This is a genomic window from Pseudomonas sp. M5 (genome assembly GCF_016907075.1).
Classification (GTDB): domain Bacteria; phylum Pseudomonadota; class Gammaproteobacteria; order Pseudomonadales; family Pseudomonadaceae; genus Aquipseudomonas; species Aquipseudomonas putida_E.
On sequence record NZ_JAFBBH010000001.1, the window covers coordinates 3,044,734 to 3,062,682 of the forward strand.

The following is a 17,949-nucleotide window of genomic DNA, read 5'->3' on the forward strand; positions in this document are numbered from 1 at the left end:
AGACAGGACGTGCCCGATGTTAACCGGGCAGCCCGCGAGGAGCTACCCAGTCAGCGCAGCTTAGGCAGCTACGACGACCACACGTACGGTGGCTTCAACGTCGCTGTGCAGGTGCACGGCTACGTCGTATTCGCCAACCTGACGGATGGTGCCGTTCGGCAGACGAACTTCAGCCTTGGCCACTTCAACGCCGGAGGCGGTCAGGGCGTCAGCGATGTCGTGGGTGCCGATCGAACCGAACAGCTTGCCTTCGTCGCCAGCGGTGGCAGTGATGGTCACTTCCAGCTCGGCCAGTTGGGCAGCGCGGCTTTCAGCCGACGATTTACGGTCAGCAGCTGCTTTTTCCAGCTCGGCGCGACGCTCTTCGAACGCAGCCAGGTTGGCGGCGTTGGCAACGGTGGCCTTGCCGAATGGCAGCAGGAAGTTACGGCCGTAACCAGCCTTAACCTTAACTTTGTCGCCCAGGTTGCCCAGGTTAGCGACTTTTTCCAGCAGGATCAGTTCCATTTGGTAAAACCTCTTAACTTTTAACCTTCACCGTTCGCGGAGTCATTCCCCTCAGGGGACTTGCGACCGCGAAAATCAATCAGGCTGTCGACAATGGCCAGAACCACGAGCAACGGATAAATCAGCTGCATTATCAGCGGCAGTGTCACGTACATGCCGACCAGCCAGAAACCGGCCAGCCGACCCTGTGCCACCAGCCCATGCATCAAGGCGATGCCGGCCAGGACGAGCACCAGGCTGGACGCGGAAGCCAGGACGATGAACTGCGGGCCGATGAACGGACCCAACACCATCGCGGCAACCAGAGCCAGCATGACTGCCCGCGGCAACTTCAGGGCGCGAAACTCGCGACCGAAGCCTCCAGGGTTGTACAACGCTGCTTGCCAATAACGCGCCAGCATCAAAGCCAGCACGCTGAACAACTGCAGCATCACCGCTGTGGAAGCGACCAGCACAGGGCCGATCAGCTCACCGGGAATGACTGGCTTGCCTTCGATTTGCGGCAACGCTTCGGAAAGCGCCTTGGCCAACACTTCGAAGGTTTCGCGCAGTACCGCGTCCAGGATGAGGCTGTAGACCAACCCCAACACAACACTGGACAACAACACCCGGCTCCAGGAATGCCCGGCACGCAACAAGGCGGCCAGCCCCAGTGTTCCCAACAGCACCAGCAAGGTGCTTGGATCACCGAAGGCCCAAATGGCCACCGCCGGCAAAAGGCCGAAAGCGATGACCGTTGAAGCGTCCTTGAACCCGCGCCGCAGCAGCACAAGGCTCCCGGCAGCGGCACTCAACCAGAACAGCAGCGGTAATACCGCACTCACGACCACCACCAAGGTGGCCTGCACACGACCGCGCATGATGAAATCAGCCAACGCTCGCATGCTTATCCCTTACTACTTGTCGACAACCCGGTCTCAGCGGCCGTGGCTGTCGGTGTAGGGCAGCAGGGCCAGGAAGCGGGCGCGCTTGATAGCGGTAGCCAGCTGACGCTGATAACGAGCTTTGGTACCGGTGATACGGCTTGGAACGATTTTGCCGGTTTCGGATACGTAAGCTTTCAGGGTGTTGAGATCTTTGAAGTCGATCTCTTTCACGTCTTCAGCAGTGAAGCGGCAGAATTTACGACGACGGAAGAAACGTGCCATGTAATAGGCTCCTCAAAAGGTCCGTGGATTACTCGTCAGCGTTATCGCTGGAGTCGCTGTCATTGCTGTCGTCGCCTTCGGCGGAGTCAGCATGCTCAGGACGCTCACGACGCTCACGGCGCTCGCTGCGGTTCTCTTCGGCCTTCAGCATCTCGGACTGACCGGTTACGGCTTCGTCGCGACGGATGACGAGGTTACGGATCACGGCATCGTTGTAGCGGAAGTTGTCTTCCAGCTCGGCCAGGGCCTTGCCGGTGCACTCAACGTTCAGCATCACGTAGTGAGCCTTGTGAACATTGTTGATTGCGTAGGCCAGTTGACGACGGCCCCAGTCTTCCAGGCGGTGGATCTTGCCACCATCTTCTTCGATCAGCTTGGTGTAACGCTCAACCATGCCGCCGACTTGCTCGCTCTGGTCCGGGTGAACCAGGAAGATGATTTCGTAATGACGCATGAATGCTCCTTACGGGTTAGTAGTCTGCCAGCGTATCTGGTCAGACAAGGAGTGAATGACACTGTATGTCTTGCCATGGAGGGGAGGCACATGCGCGCCTGCCAGCTCGGCAAGGGGCGCAATTGTAGAGAAGGCGGTGCGCACAAGCAAGGTGATTGGCGATTATTTGAACAGCCGGAAACACTTTACCTTGGGCGAGCCCTACCGCCAGCTCGCCGGCTTGCAGCGAAGCACCACAGCCATTGAACCTGGCGTGGTGCTTTTGGGAGCCGGCTTACCGGCGATAGGGCCGCTACAGTGTCGACAGATCAGCGCTTGGCCTGGCGCTGGCGCACTGCCTCGAACAGGCAGACGCCCGTAGCCACTGAAACGTTCAGACTGCTCACGCTGCCCGACATTGGCAACTTGACCAGGAAATCGCAGTGTTCACGGGTCAGCCGGCGCATGCCCTTGCCTTCCGCGCCCATGATCATCACCAATGGGCCGGTCAGGTCCTGCTGATAGATCTCCTGCTCGGCCTCACCGGCTGTACCCACCACCCACAGGCCACGCTGCTGAAGCTTCTCCAGGGTACGCGCCAGGTTGGTCACCGCCACCAGCGGAATCACTTCCGCTGCGCCGCAGGCCACCTTGCGCACCACCGGTGTCAGCGTCGCCGATTTATCCTTGGGCACCACCACTGCCGTAGCCCCGGCAGCATCGGCGGTGCGCAGGCAGGCGCCGAGGTTGTGCGGGTCAGTGACGCCGTCCAGTACCAGGATCAGCGGTGGCGTTTCGGTGCGCTCGAGCAACTCCTCGAGCATCAATTCGCCCCACACCTGGCTTGGGCTGACCTCGGCAACAACGCCCTGGTGCACGCCCTCGACCCAGGCATCGAGCTCACGGCGCTCGGCCTGGCCAACCTGCACACGGTTTTCTGCGGCCAGCGCCAGCAACGCCTGGATGCGTGGCTCGCTGCGCCCTTCCGACAGCCAGATCTGCTTGACCCGCTTCGGATGGTGCTGCAGCAGCGCCTGCACGGCATGCACACCGTAGATTTTTTCCAGCTGACTCATGACTTGTTCTTGCTCTTGCGTGGCGCGCCGGATTTCGGCGGGCCTTTACGGTGCTTGGTGGGCTTGCCGGAGGGCTTGCCGCCTTTGTCCGACTTGCTGCCGGCGTTGCCACCAGTGCGCGCGTCGGTCATCAGCGCCTTCTTCATTTCGCGACTTTTGCGCACTTCAGCATTACGCTGCACGGCATCTTTCGGGAAGTAAGCCTCGGCGGTCTCGCTCTTGCGGCTGCGCGGTTTCGGTGTGGCCTTGGCCTCCACCACTGGCTGCTGCTCGGCCTTTTCTGCAGCCGGTGCGGCGCCACGGCCCTTGCGCCCTATCGGCGCAGCGAGCTGCTGATCGGACACTTCGAAGTCGATCTTGCGCTCGTCTAGGTCAACGCGCATGACCTTGACCTCGATGGTGTCGCCCAGACGGAAGCTACGCCCGGTGCGCTCACCCGACAAGCGGTGATGCACGGGGTCGAAGTGGTAGTAGTCACCCGGCAGCGCACTGACGTGCACCAGGCCTTCGACGTAGATATCGGTAAGCTCGACAAACAGCCCAAAACCGGTGACCGCAGTGATCACACCCGGGAAGGTCTCGCCCACACGGTCCTTCATGAACTCGCACTTGAGCCAGTTGACCACGTCACGGGTGGCTTCGTCGGCGCGGCGCTCGGTCATGGAGCACTGCTCGCCGAGCTGGTCGAGGGTGTTCACGTCGTACGGATAGATACGCGCTTTGGGAATGCTCATGGCGCCGGCACGCTTGACGTGCGGAGTATCGACCTTGGAACGGATGATGCTGCGGATGGCGCGGTGCACCAGCAGGTCCGGGTAACGACGGATCGGCGAGGTAAAGTGCGTGTACGCCTCGTAGTTCAAACCGAAGTGGCCGTTGTTGTCGGTGCTGTATACCGCCTGGCTCAGCGAACGCAGCATCACCGTCTGGATCAGGTGGAAGTCCGGGCGCCCGGCAATGCTTGCAAGCAGTGCCTGGTAGTCCTTGGGCGAAGGGTCCTTGCCTTTGTGCAAGCTAAGGCCCAGCTCGCCGAGGAAGGCACGCAGCTTTTCAAGGCGCTCCGGTGGCGGGCCATCGTGCACGCGGTACAGCGCCGGCACGCCATGCTTGTTGAGGAACTCGGCCGTGGCGACGTTGGCCGCCAGCATGCATTCCTCGATCAGCTTGTGGGCATCGTTGCGCACGGTCGGGCGGATTTCCGCGATCTTGCGCTCTTCACCGAAGATGATGCGGGTTTCCTGGGTTTCGAAGTCGATGGCGCCGCGGGCGTGACGGGCATCGAGCAGCACCTTGTACAGGTTGTACAGGTTCTTCAGGTCCGGCAGGACCTCCTGGTACTCCTCGCGCAGCGCCTTGCCCTCGCGGGTACGGGCATGCTCGAGCATGCTGCTGACCTTGTTGTAGGTCAGGCGGGCATGAGAATGGATCACACCTTCGTAGAACTGGTAGTCGACCATCTGGCCGGCCTTGTTCATGGTCATTTCGCAGACCATGGCCAGGCGATCGACGTGCGGGTTCAGCGAGCACAGGCCGTTGGACAGCTCCTCGGGGAGCATCGGGACAACACGCTCGGGGAAGTACACCGAGTTGCCACGCTGCTGCGCCTCGACATCCAGGGCTGAGCCCAGACGCACGTAGCTGGACACGTCAGCGATGGCCACATAGAGGCGCCAGCCACCAGAGAACAGCCGCAGCTTGCCAAGCGGCTCACAATAAACAGCGTCGTCGAAGTCGCGGGCATCTTCGCCGTCGATGGTGACGAAGGGCAAGTGGCGCAGGTCGATACGCTTTTCCTTGTCCTTCTCTTCGACATCGGAGCGGAACTTGCGCGCTTCCTTGATCACGTCCTGGGGCCAGACGTGCGGGATGTCATAGCTGCGCAGGGCAACATCGATTTCCATGCCCGGCGCCATGTAGTTGCCGATCACTTCGACCACATCGCCTTGTGGCTGGAACCGCGGGGTTGGCCAGTGGGTGATCTTGATCTCGACGAACTGGCCGATCTTGGCGCCACCGTTACGACCCGCGGTCACCAGCACTTCCTGCTGGATCTTCGGGTTGTCCGGCGTCACGTAACCGATGCCGCCTTCTTCGAAGTAGCGGCCGACCACACTTTCGTGGCCGCGGGAAATGACTTCTACCAGCACACCTTCACGGCGGCCACGGCGGTCGAGCCCCGAGACACGCGCCAAGGCACGGTCGCCATCGAATACCAGGCGCATTTGCGACGGGCTGAGGAACAGGTCGTCGCTGCCATCGTCAGGGATAAGGAAGCCGAAACCGTCGCGGTGGCCGGAGATACGGCCGCAGATCAGGTCCAGTTTGTCTACCGGGGCATAGGTGCCGCGCCGGGTATAGATAAGCTGGCCGTCACGCTCCATGGCGCGCAGACGACGGCGCAAAGCTTCGATCTGGTCTTCTTCGTAAAGACCGAACTCGGCCGCCAGCTCCTCGCGCGCGGCCGGTTCGCCACGGTCGGCAAGGCGCTGCAGGATCAGCTCACGGCTGGGGATAGGGTTGTCGTATTTTTCCGCTTCGCGAGCGGCCTCGGGATCGAGGGATTGCCAATCGGCCATCAGAAGGGGTTCACCTTGGGGTATATAGATATGAATTCTGGCATAGGCCTATTGAAACCGGAAATGTCGGGCTTGGACAGCCCCAGCAGCATGTCCGCAGTGCGGCAATAGGCGTGTGGAATCAACAAGTTGAATTTTTTGAAATTTTTTTTGATCAAGGGCTTTACAGCCCCTGGGAGCGTCCGTATAGTGCGCACCACAACGACGGACAACCCCGAAGTTGTAGTAGAGATGAACGGCGCTGTAAAGCATCTTTTTATCTCGAATGTGTGCCCAGGTGGCGGAATTGGTAGACGCGCTGGTTTCAGGTATCAGTGACCGCAAGGTCGTGGAAGTTCGAGTCTTCTCCTGGGCACCAAGTATTTCAAGTAACAGATGACCAAGGATCTGTTACTACTGTGTGAAAGCGAACGATAGTCGCCTTCATCAGACGATGTAAAGCTTTGCCCAGGTGGCGGAATTGGTAGACGCGCTGGTTTCAGGTATCAGTGACTTAACGGTCGTGGAAGTTCGAGTCTTCTCCTGGGCACCATTCAAAAAACCCACTAGCTTGCTAGTGGGTTTTTTCTTGCCTGCGATTTTTGTGTCACCCTCCCCTGCATGGCCAGCCATCCGACGATGGGCTAACCATGAATTTCTCGTCACACGGCCACTTGAGAAACGATTTCGTTTACCATTGTTTCCAAATATGTAGCCGTAAGCGAGGAAGTACCCGCATGACGATCCGTCCGCAACCGCTGATGCGCACCCTGGCCGCCGCTGTCCTTAGCCTGGTGATGGGCGCTCCGGCCGCCATGGCAGACGACCCGGTCACTCTGACCATGTACAACGGTCAACACAAGGAAATCGGCGAAGCCATCGCCAAGGCCTACGAGGCCAAGACCGGCATCCATATCAATATCCGCAAAGGCAGCAGCAATCAGCTGGCCAGCCAGATCATCGAGGAAGGCGACCGCTCGCCGGCCGACATCATCTACACCGAAGAATCGCCACCACTGAACAACCTGGGCGAACTGGGCTTGCTGGCGAAGATCGATGACGCCACGCTGAACATGCTGCCCAAGGAATACGTTGCCGCCAACGGCTCCTGGATGGGCGTGACCGCCCGCACCCGCGTGGTGGTGTTCAACCCGAAGAAGATCGACGAGAAAGACTTGCCGCAATCGGTAATGGATTTCGCCAACCCCGAGTGGGACGGCAAGGTCGGTTTCGTACCGACCAGCGGTGCATTCCAGGAACAGGCCGTGGCCATCCTCAAGATGCACGGGCGTGACGCTGCCGAAGAGTGGCTGACCGGCCTGAAAGCCTTCGGCAAGACCTACACCAACAACATGGTCGCACTCAAGGCCGTGGAAAAAGGCGAAGTCGCCGCCGTGCTGGTGAACAACTACTACTGGTACGCCCTGGAGCGCGAGCGCGGCAAGCTCGATTCGAAGCTGTATTACCTGGCCGACGGCGATGCCGGTGGCCTGGTGACCATCTCCGGCGCCGCAGCGGTCAAGGCCAGCAAGCACCCGAAAGAAGCGCAGGCCCTGCTCAACTGGATGGCCAGCGAAGAAGGTCAGCGTGTGATCACCCAGACCACCGCTGAATACCCGCTGCACAAAGGCATGGTCTCCGACCGTGGCCTGAAGCCGTTCGAAGACCTGCGCCCGCCGAAAATCTCGCCGGCCGACCTGGGCAATGCCGAGGAAGCGCTGGAGCTTGAACGCGAGGTCGGCCTGCTCTGATGACCGCCGCCCTGTCCGAGCCGGTGCCGGTACGCTTCGTACCGCGCCGCAAGCGCCCCTCCATCTGGGTGGTGCTGCCTGTACTGTTTCTGGTGGCGATGAGCTTGCTGCCATTGCTGTACGTCGCGATGAAAGCCTGGGAAGCCGGCTGGCGAGAAGCCTTGCACCTGCTCTGGCGCCCGTTCGTCTGGGGCCTGATGCGCAACACCCTGATGCTGATGGTCGGGGTGACGCTGGCGTGCATGGTGGTTGGCCTGGCGCTGGCGTGGCTGCTCGAACGCAGCAACCTGCCGGGCCGTCGGCTGTGGGGCGTAGTGCTATGCCTGCCATTCGCCGTACCTTCGTTCGTCAGCAGCTTTACCTGGGTGTCGCTGAGCTCGGACTTCGAGGGGCTGGGCGGAGCTATCCTGGTCATGGCCCTGTCCAAGTACCCGCTGATATTCCTGCCGGTGGCCGCCACCCTGCGCAACCTCGACACTTCGCTTGAGGAGTCGGCGCGTACGCTGGGCTGCAGCCGCTGGGGCGTTTTCACCAAGGTCACCCTGCCGCTGCTGTGGCCGTCGATGCTCGGCGGCGCATTGCTGATCGCCCTGCACATGCTGGTGGAGTTTGGCGCGTTGTCGATCCTGGGCCTGCAGACCTTCACCACGGCGATCTACCAACAGTTCGAGCTGGAGTTCAGCAACGCCAACGCCGCCATGCTCTCGGCGGTACTGCTGGCACTGTGCCTGGTGATGCTCTGGCTGGAACTGAAGGTGCGCGGCAAGGCCCGCCACGTACGCATCGGTCAGGGCGTGGCACGCCGCGCGCAGCCGGTACGCCTGGGTAGCTGGGCGCCGCTGGCGCAGCTGTTCTGCCTGGGCCTGGCGATACTGGGCAGCGGTATTCCACTGGCCATGCTCGGTTACTGGCTGAGCGTGGGGTCTTCGGCGGCGTTCCCGGTGGCGGAGATTTCTAAGGCGCTGCTGACCTCCCTGTCGGTGTCACTGGGCGGCGCCGGCTTCTGCGTGCTGCTGGCGTTGCCGGTAAGCTTCCTGGTGGTGCGCTACAAAGGCCGCCTGGCGCTCTGGGCCGAGCGTCTGCCCTACCTGCTGCATGCCCTGCCCGGCCTGGTGATCGCCCTGACGCTGGTAGTGTTTTCCCTGCACTACGTGCCGGCGCTGTACCAGACCACTGCGTTGCTGTTGCTGGCCTATGCGCTGTTGTTCCTGCCTTTGGCGCAGGCCCCGGTGCGCACTGCGTTGAACAAGGCATCGCCAACCCTGGAAGAAGCGGCCCGCACCCTGGGTGCCAGCAGTTTCGCGGCGTTCTGCCGGGTAACCCTGCCGATCATTTTCCCGGCGCTGGCAGCTGCGTTCGCCTTGGTGTTCCTTGATGCCATGAAGGAGCTGACCGCTACCCTGCTACTCAGCCCGACCGGCATGACTACCCTGGCCACTGAGGTCTGGGCGCATACTGCAAACGTCGAGTTCGCGGCAGCGGCCCCTTATGCGGCGTTGTTGATTGTGGTTTCGGGGTTGCCGGTGTATTTGCTGACTACGCGGATGTATCTGAACAAGGCGTGAGAACCTGTCAAATTTGACGATAAGGGCGCTTGATCGGGGTGGAAGATGTTTAGTGAGTCATGTGGAGAGCGTATCAGGGCGAGCAGGTGCTCGCCTCGACATCTCTAGCGCCTAGCAGACCGAGCGCCGCGCGGGCGACGTTCGGTCCCACAGGCGCAGAAAACCCAAAGGCGAACAACCCGAGCCCACCTCGACTCAAGCCCTGAACTGCCCCAGGCTCGCCCGCAGCTGCGCCGCCAAGTCATCCAGCACCTTGCTGCTTGCTGTGGTCTGCATCACCACTTCTGCCGAACGCTCTGCCTGGGCATGAATATTCTCAACCCGTCCACGCACCGCCTGGGCGCCATGTGCCTGCTGTTCTGCCGCCCGAGTCGCCAGGCCGATCGCCGCATGCACCTGCTCCACCGCCGCCTGCACCGACTGCTGCCGGCGCTCGTTATCGCGCAGCACTCGCAGGCCTTCGCTGGCCTTCAAGCCGGCCTGGCCGATGGTTGTCACGGCCTCCTTGGCGCCCTTCTGCAGCGCCGCGATATGCGCCTGGATGTCGCCGGTAGAGCTTTGCGTCTTGCTCGCCAATGCCCTCACCTCATCGGCCACCACCGCAAACCCGCGCCCGGTCTCACCGGCTCTTGCGGCTTCAATGGCTGCGTTGAGCGCCAGCAGGTTGGTCTGCTCGGCGATACCGTGGATCACGGTCAGCACCACTTCGATCTGCTCGCTCTGCTTGGCCAGCCGCTCGATTACCTGCGAGCCGGTTTCGACCTGACCTGCCAGGTTCTCGATCATGCCGGCAAGTTGCGTCGAAGCGCGGCTGTTCTCATCGGTCGCCTGGCGGATATCAACCACCTGCTGCAGCGCCGCCTGCATGGCCTGGCTTTCAGCCTGAGCCTCATCAGCCATGCTCGACAGATCGCGCAAGCTGGCGGCCACTTCGTCGCGTTGCAGCGCTGCGGCAGCATCGGCGCCTGCGTTGCGCTGCGTCATGCTGCCGATCTCGATCCCTGTACGCTGTGCCACCTCGCCCGCCTCGCGGACAATGGGCTGCAACTTGTCGACGAAGCGATTGACCGCCGAGGCCATGTCGCCTATCTCGTCGCGACTGTCGAGGTTGACGCGCTTGGTCAGGTCACCTTCGCCTGCAGCCAAATCGTTGAGCGCAGTAATCAGCAGGCGCAGCTTGCTGAGCACGCGGCGACCTAGCACCAGGGCCACTACCAGCAACACGCCAACCCCCACCACCACAAGGCCCAGCCCGATGCGCCAACGCAGCTCTGCCGCAGCGTCGCGCACGGTTTGTGCGGTATTGGCCTGCATCGCTGTAGCACTGCCCTGTGCGGTTTCCAGGCGCTCGCGCAAGGCCTTGCCACTGTCAGCTGCGGCAGCACCGAGGCTGTCGCCCACCAGTTGTTCACCGCTGGTGATCAAGGCAGCGAAGCGCTGGTCCAGGGCTTTGAGTTCCTGATCGACACCGGCAGTCGATACCCCCATCAGCACCTTGCCGATTTCCGCGCCGTTGGGGCTGATCGAGGCCTCGACGAAGTACACCGAAGGGTCGCGGCGAGCGGCATCCAGTACCTTGTCCAATGCCCGTTCACCCTGGCCCTTTTCCATCAAGGCCTGGTTGATCGGGTTCTGCCGGTTCAGGTAGCGGGTCAGGTGCTGACCCTGGGCGTCGTCATAGATCACGAACAGTACGTTGGGGTTGCGCTGGGCCCGACGTGCGAAATCGGACAGCACTGGCACATCGTTGTCCCAGATAGCCCGCGGCGCGACCGATGCCAGCAGTTGGGCCATGTCGTTGGCCGAGTCCTTGAGGTTCTTTTCCAGCGTAGTGCGCAGTTGCTGCTGCTCGCTTTGCAGGCGCTCGGACAGCCCGGCGCTAAGGCGCTGTCGTGTACTGCTGGAGAGGCTGTCCAGACCGGCGCGTACGTCCTGCCCAGCTTGTTCAAGTTCGCTGGCGAGCTTACGGCTATCGCTGCCCAGGCGCTCGCCCAGGTCGGCTTCAAGGGCGGTGACAGTGCTTCGGGTCAGCGCAACGGCAACCACTACCTGCACCAAAAGAGCGATACCAAGGGCAACAAACACAGGCCGCAAGAGGCGGCTTCGTAACAGTGAGAGGATGGCAGACACGGTGAAACCCTCGTGCTTTCTGGCGCCACTATTTTGATGGCATCTACAGAAACTTCTTACAGCAAGGGTTGTGCCGGACACAGCAGGGATAAACGCCAACGTTAAGCAGTGCCATTGTCAGCACCGAGCAGATGCAAAAACGCCGCGCTCCCTTTCAAGAGCGCGGCGTCAGATCAGCCAGGTGGCAGATCAGGCGAACGGATGACGCAGCACGATGGTCTCGTTGCGGTCCGGGCCGGTGGAGATGATATCGATCGGCGCGCCGGTCAGCTCCTCGATGCGCTTGATGTAAGCGCGGGCAGCCGCTGGCAGCTCTTCCAGAGTCTTGGCACCCAGAGTCGACTCGCTCCAGCCTGGCATCTCTTCATACACCGGCTCCAGGCCGATGTAGCTGTCAGCGTCGGACGGTGCGTCGATGACCGCGCCGTTCTCGTTCTTGTAGCCGACACAGATGTTGATGGTTTCCAGGCCGTCCAGTACGTCCAGCTTGGTCAGGCAGATGCCCGAGATGCTGTTCACGTCGATGGCGCGACGCAGAATGACGGCATCGAACCAACCGCAACGACGGGCACGGCCGGTGGTCGAACCGAACTCGTGGCCACGCTTGGCCAGGGTGGCGCCAGTCTCGTCGAACAGTTCGGTCGGGAACGGACCGGAACCGACGCGAGTGGTGTAGGCCTTGGTGATGCCGAGGATGTAGTCCAGGTACATCGGGCCAACGCCAGAACCGGTGGAGATACCGCCAGCAGTGGTGTTGGAGCTGGTGACGTACGGGTAGGTACCGTGGTCGATGTCCAGCAGCGAGCCCTGGGCACCTTCGAACATGATGTCCTTGCCAGCGCGACGCAGGTTGTGCAGTTCGGCGGTGACATCGAGCATCATCGGCTTGAGCTGCTCGGCGTAAGCCATGCACTCGTCCAGGGTCTGCTGGAAGTCGATGGCCGGCTCTTTGTAGTAGTTCACCAGCTGGAAGTTGTGATAATCCAGCAGCTCACCCAGCTTGGCGGCGAAACGCTCACGGTGGAACAGGTCGCCAACGCGCAGGCCGCGACGGGCAACCTTGTCTTCGTAGGCTGGGCCGATACCACGGCCGGTGGTGCCGATCTTGGCTTCGCCACGGGCTTTCTCGCGGGCCTGGTCCAGGGCCACGTGGTACGACAGGATCAGCGGAGCAGCCGGGCTGATGCGCAGGCGCTCGCGCACTGGTACGCCCTTCTCTTCCAGCTTGGTGATTTCACGCATCAGGGCATCGGGCGCAACGACCACGCCGTTGCCGATCAGGCACTGCACGCCTTCGCGCAGGATGCCGGACGGGATCAGGTGCAAAACGGTTTTTTCACCGTTGATCACCAGCGTGTGGCCCGCGTTGTGGCCACCCTGGTAGCGCACTACGGCGGCAGCATGTTCGGTCAGCAGATCGACGATCTTGCCTTTGCCCTCATCACCCCACTGGGTGCCCAGGACGACGACATTCTTACCCATTACATTGGTCCTCATTCACGCAAACTTGGTTGCCGGCCTACTGCCGACGCAGAAACTCAATGGGTCAGCGGCAGAACCTGCCAGCGCCCGTCTTGCTGAATCAATTGCCGATCACAATCCGCCTCGAGAGCAGCACTCAACGGCTGGCCAGGCAGAGCCTGGACCACACGCTGGCCCTCGTTGCGCAACTGGCAGACCTGCTGCCAGAGGGCCGCGTCACCGCTGTCGGGCATCCAGATGCCGCCAGCTGGCAATACGACCTCCGCTCGCCCCAGTGTGACCAGGGTCTTCAAATCCGTGGAGAAACCGGTGGCCGGGCGTGCCCGACCGAAATCGGCGCCGATGTCGTCGTAGCGCCCGCCCTGGGCGATCGATTGACCTTCGCCAGGCACGAACACGGCGAACACCACACCGGTGTGGTAGTTGTAGCCACGCAACTCGCCAAGGTCGAAGTACAGCGGCAGCTCCGGGTAGCGCGACGCCAGGCGATCAGCGATCGCCAACAGGTCGTCAAGCGCCGCCAGCACGCTGGCCGGGGCACGACCCAAGCGCACACGGGCTTCGGCCAGCACTTCGCGGCCACCGCACAGCTCGACCAGAGCGCGCAGCATGTTGCCCAGGTCCTTCGGCAAGTCGGCAGTCAGTGCCTGCACTTCATCGACCGACTTGCGCTGCAGGGCATCGAACAGCTGCTGTTCGACTGCGCCGGACAAACCGGCGGCGCGCGCCAGGCCACGGTAGATGCCGACATGGCCGAGGTCCATGTGCACATCCGCGACGTCGGTCAGCTGCAGCGTGGCGAGCATCAGGCTGATGACTTCGACATCACTGGTAGGGCTGGCATCGCCGTACAGCTCGGCACCCAGCTGGATCGGACTGCGCGAGGTGGACAGCGCACGCGGCTGGGCGTGCAGCACACTGCCGGCATAGCACAGACGGCTCGGGCCTTCGCGGCGCAAGGTGTGGGCGTCGATGCGCGCCACCTGCGGGGTAAAGTCGGCACGGAAGCCCATCAGGCGACCGGACTGCGGGTCCACCACCTTGAAGGTACGCTGATCCAGGTCCTGGCCGGCGCCGGTTAGCAGCGACTCCAGGTACTCGATATGCGGGGTGACGACCAGTTCGTAGCCCCAACTCTGGAACAGGTCCAACACCTGACGACGCGCGATCTCGATACGCGCAGCCTCAGGTGGCAGTACTTCCTCGATGCCATCTGGCAGTAGCCAGCGGTCTACCGTTGCCATTACGCCATTTCCCCTCTGGTCCGGGCGGCTTGCCTGCAGGCGAGCCGTCAGTGAAGCAGGCATTGGCGCACAGCAGCAGGCAGCACTGATCCCAGCGCCGCCACCGTACCCAATACCCTCGAATTGCCTTGCGAACTGACCAAACCGTCAACTGGCGCTTTGCCAATCAACCTTGCAGACGCAAAAAAGCCGGGAAATTTCCCGGCTGCCTCATCATACACCCCTTTTTAATCAGGATGCACCCCGCCTGGTGTTTTAGCTGCCAGGCGGGGCATTTCCCGATCAGAGCATCAGGGCCTGCTCTTGTCCAGGAAGCGGAAGAACTCGTTCTTCGGATCCAGGACCAGGACATCGCTCTTGCTGGAGAAGCTCTCGCGGTATGCCTGAAGGCTACGGTAGAACGCATAGAACTCAGCGTCCTGGGTGTAAGCCTTGGCATAGATGGCGGCCGACTGGGCATCACCATCACCGCGGGTTTCTTCCGCTTCACGATAGGCTTCGGCCAGCAGTACGCGGCGCTGACGGTCGGCATCCGCACGGATACCCTCTGCCAGCTCGTTACCCTTGGCACGATGCTCGCGGGCTTCGCGCTCACGCTCGGTGCTCATACGGTCGAACACACTGCGGTTGACTTCCTTCGGCAGGTCGATGGCCTTGACGCGCACATCCACCACCTCGATACCCAGCTCCTTACTGGCCATGCGATTCAGTGATGCCGTGATGTCAGCCATCAGCGCGTCACGTTCACCGGAAACCACTTCGTGCAGGGTACGCTTACCGAACTGGTCACGCAGGCCGCTTTCCAGGCGACGAGACAGACGTTCATCGGCGATCTGCTTGAGGCCGGAAGTCGCGGTATAGAAACGCTCGGCATCCTGAACGCGCCACTTGGCGTAGGCGTCGACCATCACCGCTTTTTTCTCCAGGGTCAGGAACCGCTGGGTCGGGGCGTCGAGGGTCATCAGGCGGGCGTCGAACCTGCGCACCTGGTTCACATAAGGAATCTTCACATGCAGGCCAGGCTGGACATCCGCCTGGACCACACGGCCGAATTGCAGCAGTACCGCACGTTCGGTCTGGGCCACGATGTAGAAGCTGTTCCAGGCCACGACGGCCAGCACCACAGCTGCGATCAGGGCGATCAGCGATTTATTGCTCATCAGCGGCTCTCCCTAGTGCGCATCTGCTGCTGTTGCTGTTGCAGGTCCTGCGCCGCACGTGCGGCAGCATCATTGGCCGACGGCGACACACTGGCAGCCGGCGCGGACGTGTTGCGGCCGCCTTCGACCATCTTGTCCAGCGGCAGGTAGAGCAGGTTGTTCTGCCCGTCCTTGGTTGCCACCATGACCTTGCTGGTATTGCTGTAAACCTTTTGCATGGTCTCCAGATACAGACGCTGACGGGTCACGTCCGGTGCCTTACGGTACTCGGCGAGCAGCTTGGTGAAGCGGTCCGCCTCACCCTTGGCGCGGGCGATGACTTCGTCGCGGTAACCGTTGGCGTCCTCGATGATGCGCTGGGCCTGACCACGGGCTTCCGGCACCACGCCATTGGCGTAGGATTCGGCCTGGTTACGGGCACGCTGCTCGTCTTCGCGGGCACGGATCACGTCGTCGAAGGCTTCCTGCACTTCACGCGGGGCTGCCGCGCTCTGTACGTTGACCTGGGTAACCGTGATACCGGTACGGTAGTTGTCGAGGAAGCGCTGCAGGCGTTCGCGGATATCCACGGCCATCTGTTCACGACCCTCGGTCAACACCTGGTCCATCGAGGTGGAACCCACCACGTGGCGCAGGGCGCTTTCGGTGGCATGCTGCAGGCTGACCTCGGGCTGGTCGACGTTGAGCACGAAGTCCTGCAGGTTGGTGATCTTGTACTGGACGGTCAGTGGCACCTCGACGATGTTCTCGTCTTCGGTGAGCATCTGGCCCTGCTTGGTATAGGCACGCTCGCGCGTGACGTTTTCCATGTACTTGCGATCGATCGGCGGGAAGTAGATGTTCAGGCCGGGACCGACCGTTTCATAGTACTTGCCGAAGCGCAGCACAACGGCCTGCTCCTGCTCGTCGACCACGTACACGGCGCTGTACAGCCAGATGGCAGCCAGTACCGCCAGGCCGATGCCCAGCAGGCCGTAGCCACCGCCCTTGCCGACATTGCGGTCACCGCCGCCACGTTTCTTGCCGCTGCCGAACATGCCGTTAAGGCTGTCCTGCAGTTTGCGGAAGGCCTCGTCCAGATCCGGCGGGCCTTTTTTATCGCCACCACCGCCACCACCACCGCGGCGGCCGCCCCAGGGATCCTGATTGTTCGAGTTGCCACCCGGCTCGTTCCAAGCCATAGCGCTCTCCATCTGATAAAGCAAAGACGCGCCCACGGCGCGCCGTCCAATGCTACAGAATGCCTGCCACTGCTGCCCGACGACCTCGGCGGGCATTTATTGCAAAGTGTGTTGCTCGACAAACACTTGCGGCTCCATGCCTTCGCGGCTGACCAGGCGATTCAACTCGACCCTGGGCAATCGCACACTCAGCAGGCTGCGCCCTTCTTCGTCATGCTCTTCACTCTGCACCGCACCCAAGTCAAAGAATTGCGCGCGCAAGCGGGCAAAACGCTGCTCCAGGCACAGGGTACCGACAAAAAGATCATCCCCCAGCAACTCGGCAATGGCCTGACCAACCAACTCCAAGCCACGGCCATCTCGAGCCGATACCCAGACCCGCTCCGGCTTGCCATCGGCATTGCGCTGGATCTGCGGCTCGACATCTTCAAGCAGGTCGAGTTTGTTATAGACCTCGAGGATCGGCAAGCCTTCGGCACCGATCTCGCCCAATACTGCCAGCACCTGCTCGATCTGCTCCATGCGCTCAGGCTCATGGGCGTCGATCACATGCAGCAGCAGGTCGGAGTTGCTCGACTCTTCGAGCGTAGCCCGAAATGCCTCGACCAGCTTGTGCGGAAGGTGGCGAATGAAGCCCACGGTGTCAGCCAGCACGATAGGCCCAAGGTCGTCGAGCTGGAGCCGGCGCAGGGTCGGGTCGAGGGTGGCGAACAATTGGTCGGCGGCGTACACGTCGGATTCGGTCAGCGCGTTGAACAACGTGGACTTGCCAGCGTTGGTGTAACCCACCAGCGATACCGACGGGATATCCGCGCGGCGACGACCTCGGCGAGCCTGCTCACGCTGGCTGCGAACCTTTTCCAGGCGCGACTTGATCTGCCGCAGGCGCACCCGCAACAGGCGCCGGTCGGTTTCCAGCTGGGTTTCACCCGGGCCGCGCATACCGATACCACCCTTCTGACGCTCGAGGTGGGTCCAGCCGCGCACCAGCCGCGTGCTCATGTGCTCGAGCTGGGCCAGTTCGACCTGCAGCTTGCCTTCATGGGTACGCGCCCGTTGGGCGAAGATGTCGAGAATCAGCCCGGTACGATCAAGCACGCGACACTCGAAGACTCGTTCGAGGTTGCGCTCCTGACTGGGCGTGAGGGTGTGATTGAAAATCACCAGGTCAACCTGTTCGGCTTTGACCAGGTCGCGCAATTCCTCGACCTTGCCGCTGCCAATCAGGTATTTGGCGGTAGGCTGATGCCTTGCCACTGTGACCAGCGAGACGATGTCGGCTCCGGCCGACAATGCCAGTTCCTGAAACTCCTGCGGGTCTTCGCGCGCCTCAGGGTTCTGACCTTCCAAGTGAACGAGCAGCGCCCGCTCACCACCACCGTGGCGCTCAAAGAACAATGCAGGCTCCTATCAGGCGTTGCCTGGTTCGCTGTCGCCGTGTTCGGAATCGGACGGGCTTGGCAGGCGAACCGGACGGGCTGGAACCACGGTCGAAATCGCGTGCTTGTAGACCATCTGGCTGACGGTGTTCTTCAGCAGCACCACGAACTGGTCGAACGATTCGATCGAGCCCTGCAGCTTGATCCCGTTGACCAGATAGATCGAAACCGGGACCTTTTCTTTTCTCAAGGTGTTCAAGTAAGGGTCTTGTAGCGAATGCCCTTTTGACATATGCCGCACTCCTGTAAGGATAAATAGTAGAAAATCAAAAAAATCG

15 protein-coding genes and 2 tRNA genes are annotated in these 17,949 nt (G+C 61.7%); 4 read left to right on the top strand and 13 right to left on the bottom strand.

Annotation, left to right across the window (positions count from 1 at the left end):
• Positions 1 to 60: 60 nt before the first annotated feature.
• From rplI to rnr, 6 genes are all read right to left on the bottom strand, one after another.
• Positions 61 to 507, bottom strand: coding sequence for a 50S ribosomal protein L9 (gene rplI, locus JOE27_RS13875; RefSeq protein ID WP_012316464.1), 447 nt, complete (start codon positions 505 to 507; stop codon positions 61 to 63).
• A gap of 20 nt (positions 508 to 527) precedes the next feature.
• A complete protein-coding gene (locus JOE27_RS13880) occupies positions 528 to 1,391 on the bottom strand; it encodes a hypothetical protein (protein WP_115273768.1) in 864 nt (287 codons plus the stop codon).
• 33 nt (positions 1,392 to 1,424) lie between these two features.
• Positions 1,425 to 1,655, bottom strand: coding sequence for a 30S ribosomal protein S18 (gene rpsR, locus JOE27_RS13885; protein WP_003249563.1), 231 nt, complete (start codon positions 1,653 to 1,655; stop codon positions 1,425 to 1,427).
• A gap of 28 nt (positions 1,656 to 1,683) precedes the next feature.
• On the bottom strand, positions 1,684 to 2,109 hold the full coding sequence (rpsF, locus tag JOE27_RS13890; protein WP_003249557.1) for a 30S ribosomal protein S6: 426 nt from the start codon (positions 2,107 to 2,109) through the stop codon (positions 1,684 to 1,686).
• 308 nt (positions 2,110 to 2,417) lie between these two features.
• Positions 2,418 to 3,164 (bottom strand): 23S rRNA (guanosine(2251)-2'-O)-methyltransferase RlmB, encoded by a 747-nt coding sequence (gene rlmB / locus JOE27_RS13895; RefSeq protein ID WP_012316466.1) that lies wholly within the window; start codon positions 3,162 to 3,164, stop codon positions 2,418 to 2,420.
• Positions 3,161 to 5,740, bottom strand: coding sequence for a ribonuclease R (rnr, locus tag JOE27_RS13900; RefSeq protein ID WP_115273767.1), 2,580 nt, complete (start codon positions 5,738 to 5,740; stop codon positions 3,161 to 3,163). The genes rlmB and rnr overlap by 4 nt, the downstream gene beginning before the upstream one ends.
• Positions 5,741 to 6,011: 271 nt before the next feature.
• Here rnr and JOE27_RS13905 point away from each other — a divergent pair.
• From JOE27_RS13905 to JOE27_RS13920, 4 genes are all read left to right on the top strand, one after another.
• Positions 6,012 to 6,098: transfer RNA gene (locus JOE27_RS13905), tRNA-Leu, on the top strand.
• An 87-nt stretch (positions 6,099 to 6,185) separates the two neighbouring features.
• A tRNA-Leu gene (locus JOE27_RS13910) sits at positions 6,186 to 6,272 on the top strand.
• Positions 6,273 to 6,456: 184 nt separating this feature from the next.
• On the top strand, positions 6,457 to 7,470 hold the full coding sequence (locus tag JOE27_RS13915; protein WP_012316468.1) for an extracellular solute-binding protein: 1,014 nt from the start codon (positions 6,457 to 6,459) through the stop codon (positions 7,468 to 7,470).
• On the top strand, positions 7,470 to 9,035 hold the full coding sequence (locus tag JOE27_RS13920; protein ID WP_119687843.1) for an iron ABC transporter permease: 1,566 nt from the start codon (positions 7,470 to 7,472) through the stop codon (positions 9,033 to 9,035). The genes JOE27_RS13915 and JOE27_RS13920 overlap by 1 nt, the downstream gene beginning before the upstream one ends.
• A 195-nt stretch (positions 9,036 to 9,230) precedes the next feature.
• On the opposite strand, the gene JOE27_RS13925 is transcribed toward JOE27_RS13920, so the two are convergent.
• The 7 genes from JOE27_RS13925 to hfq all read right to left on the bottom strand — a co-directional run bounded on the left by JOE27_RS13925 (position 9,231) and on the right by hfq (position 17,903).
• A complete protein-coding gene (locus JOE27_RS13925; RefSeq protein ID WP_204919004.1) occupies positions 9,231 to 11,165 on the bottom strand; it encodes a methyl-accepting chemotaxis protein in 1,935 nt (644 codons plus the stop codon).
• Positions 11,166 to 11,354: 189 nt separating this feature from the next.
• On the bottom strand, positions 11,355 to 12,647 hold the full coding sequence (locus tag JOE27_RS13930) for an adenylosuccinate synthase (RefSeq protein ID WP_012316474.1): 1,293 nt from the start codon (positions 12,645 to 12,647) through the stop codon (positions 11,355 to 11,357).
• Positions 12,648 to 12,703: 56 nt separating this feature from the next.
• Complete coding sequence (locus tag JOE27_RS13935) at positions 12,704 to 13,891, bottom strand: ATP phosphoribosyltransferase regulatory subunit (protein ID WP_012316475.1); 1,188 nt, start codon at positions 13,889 to 13,891, stop codon at positions 12,704 to 12,706.
• 290 nt (positions 13,892 to 14,181) lie between these two features.
• Positions 14,182 to 15,051, bottom strand: coding sequence for a protease modulator HflC (gene hflC, locus JOE27_RS13940; protein ID WP_046788095.1), 870 nt, complete (start codon positions 15,049 to 15,051; stop codon positions 14,182 to 14,184).
• Positions 15,051 to 16,232 (bottom strand): FtsH protease activity modulator HflK, encoded by a 1,182-nt coding sequence (hflK, locus tag JOE27_RS13945; protein WP_046788096.1) that lies wholly within the window; start codon positions 16,230 to 16,232, stop codon positions 15,051 to 15,053. The genes hflC and hflK overlap by 1 nt, the downstream gene beginning before the upstream one ends.
• A gap of 96 nt (positions 16,233 to 16,328) precedes the next feature.
• Entirely contained in the window at positions 16,329 to 17,630 is a 1,302-nt protein-coding gene (gene hflX, locus JOE27_RS13950) for a ribosome rescue GTPase HflX (RefSeq protein WP_012316478.1), read from the bottom strand.
• 12 nt (positions 17,631 to 17,642) lie between these two features.
• Positions 17,643 to 17,903, bottom strand: a complete 261-nt coding sequence (hfq, locus tag JOE27_RS13955) for an RNA chaperone Hfq (RefSeq protein ID WP_003258160.1) — start codon at positions 17,901 to 17,903, stop codon at positions 17,643 to 17,645.
• Between the last annotated feature and the right edge of the window lie 46 nt (positions 17,904 to 17,949).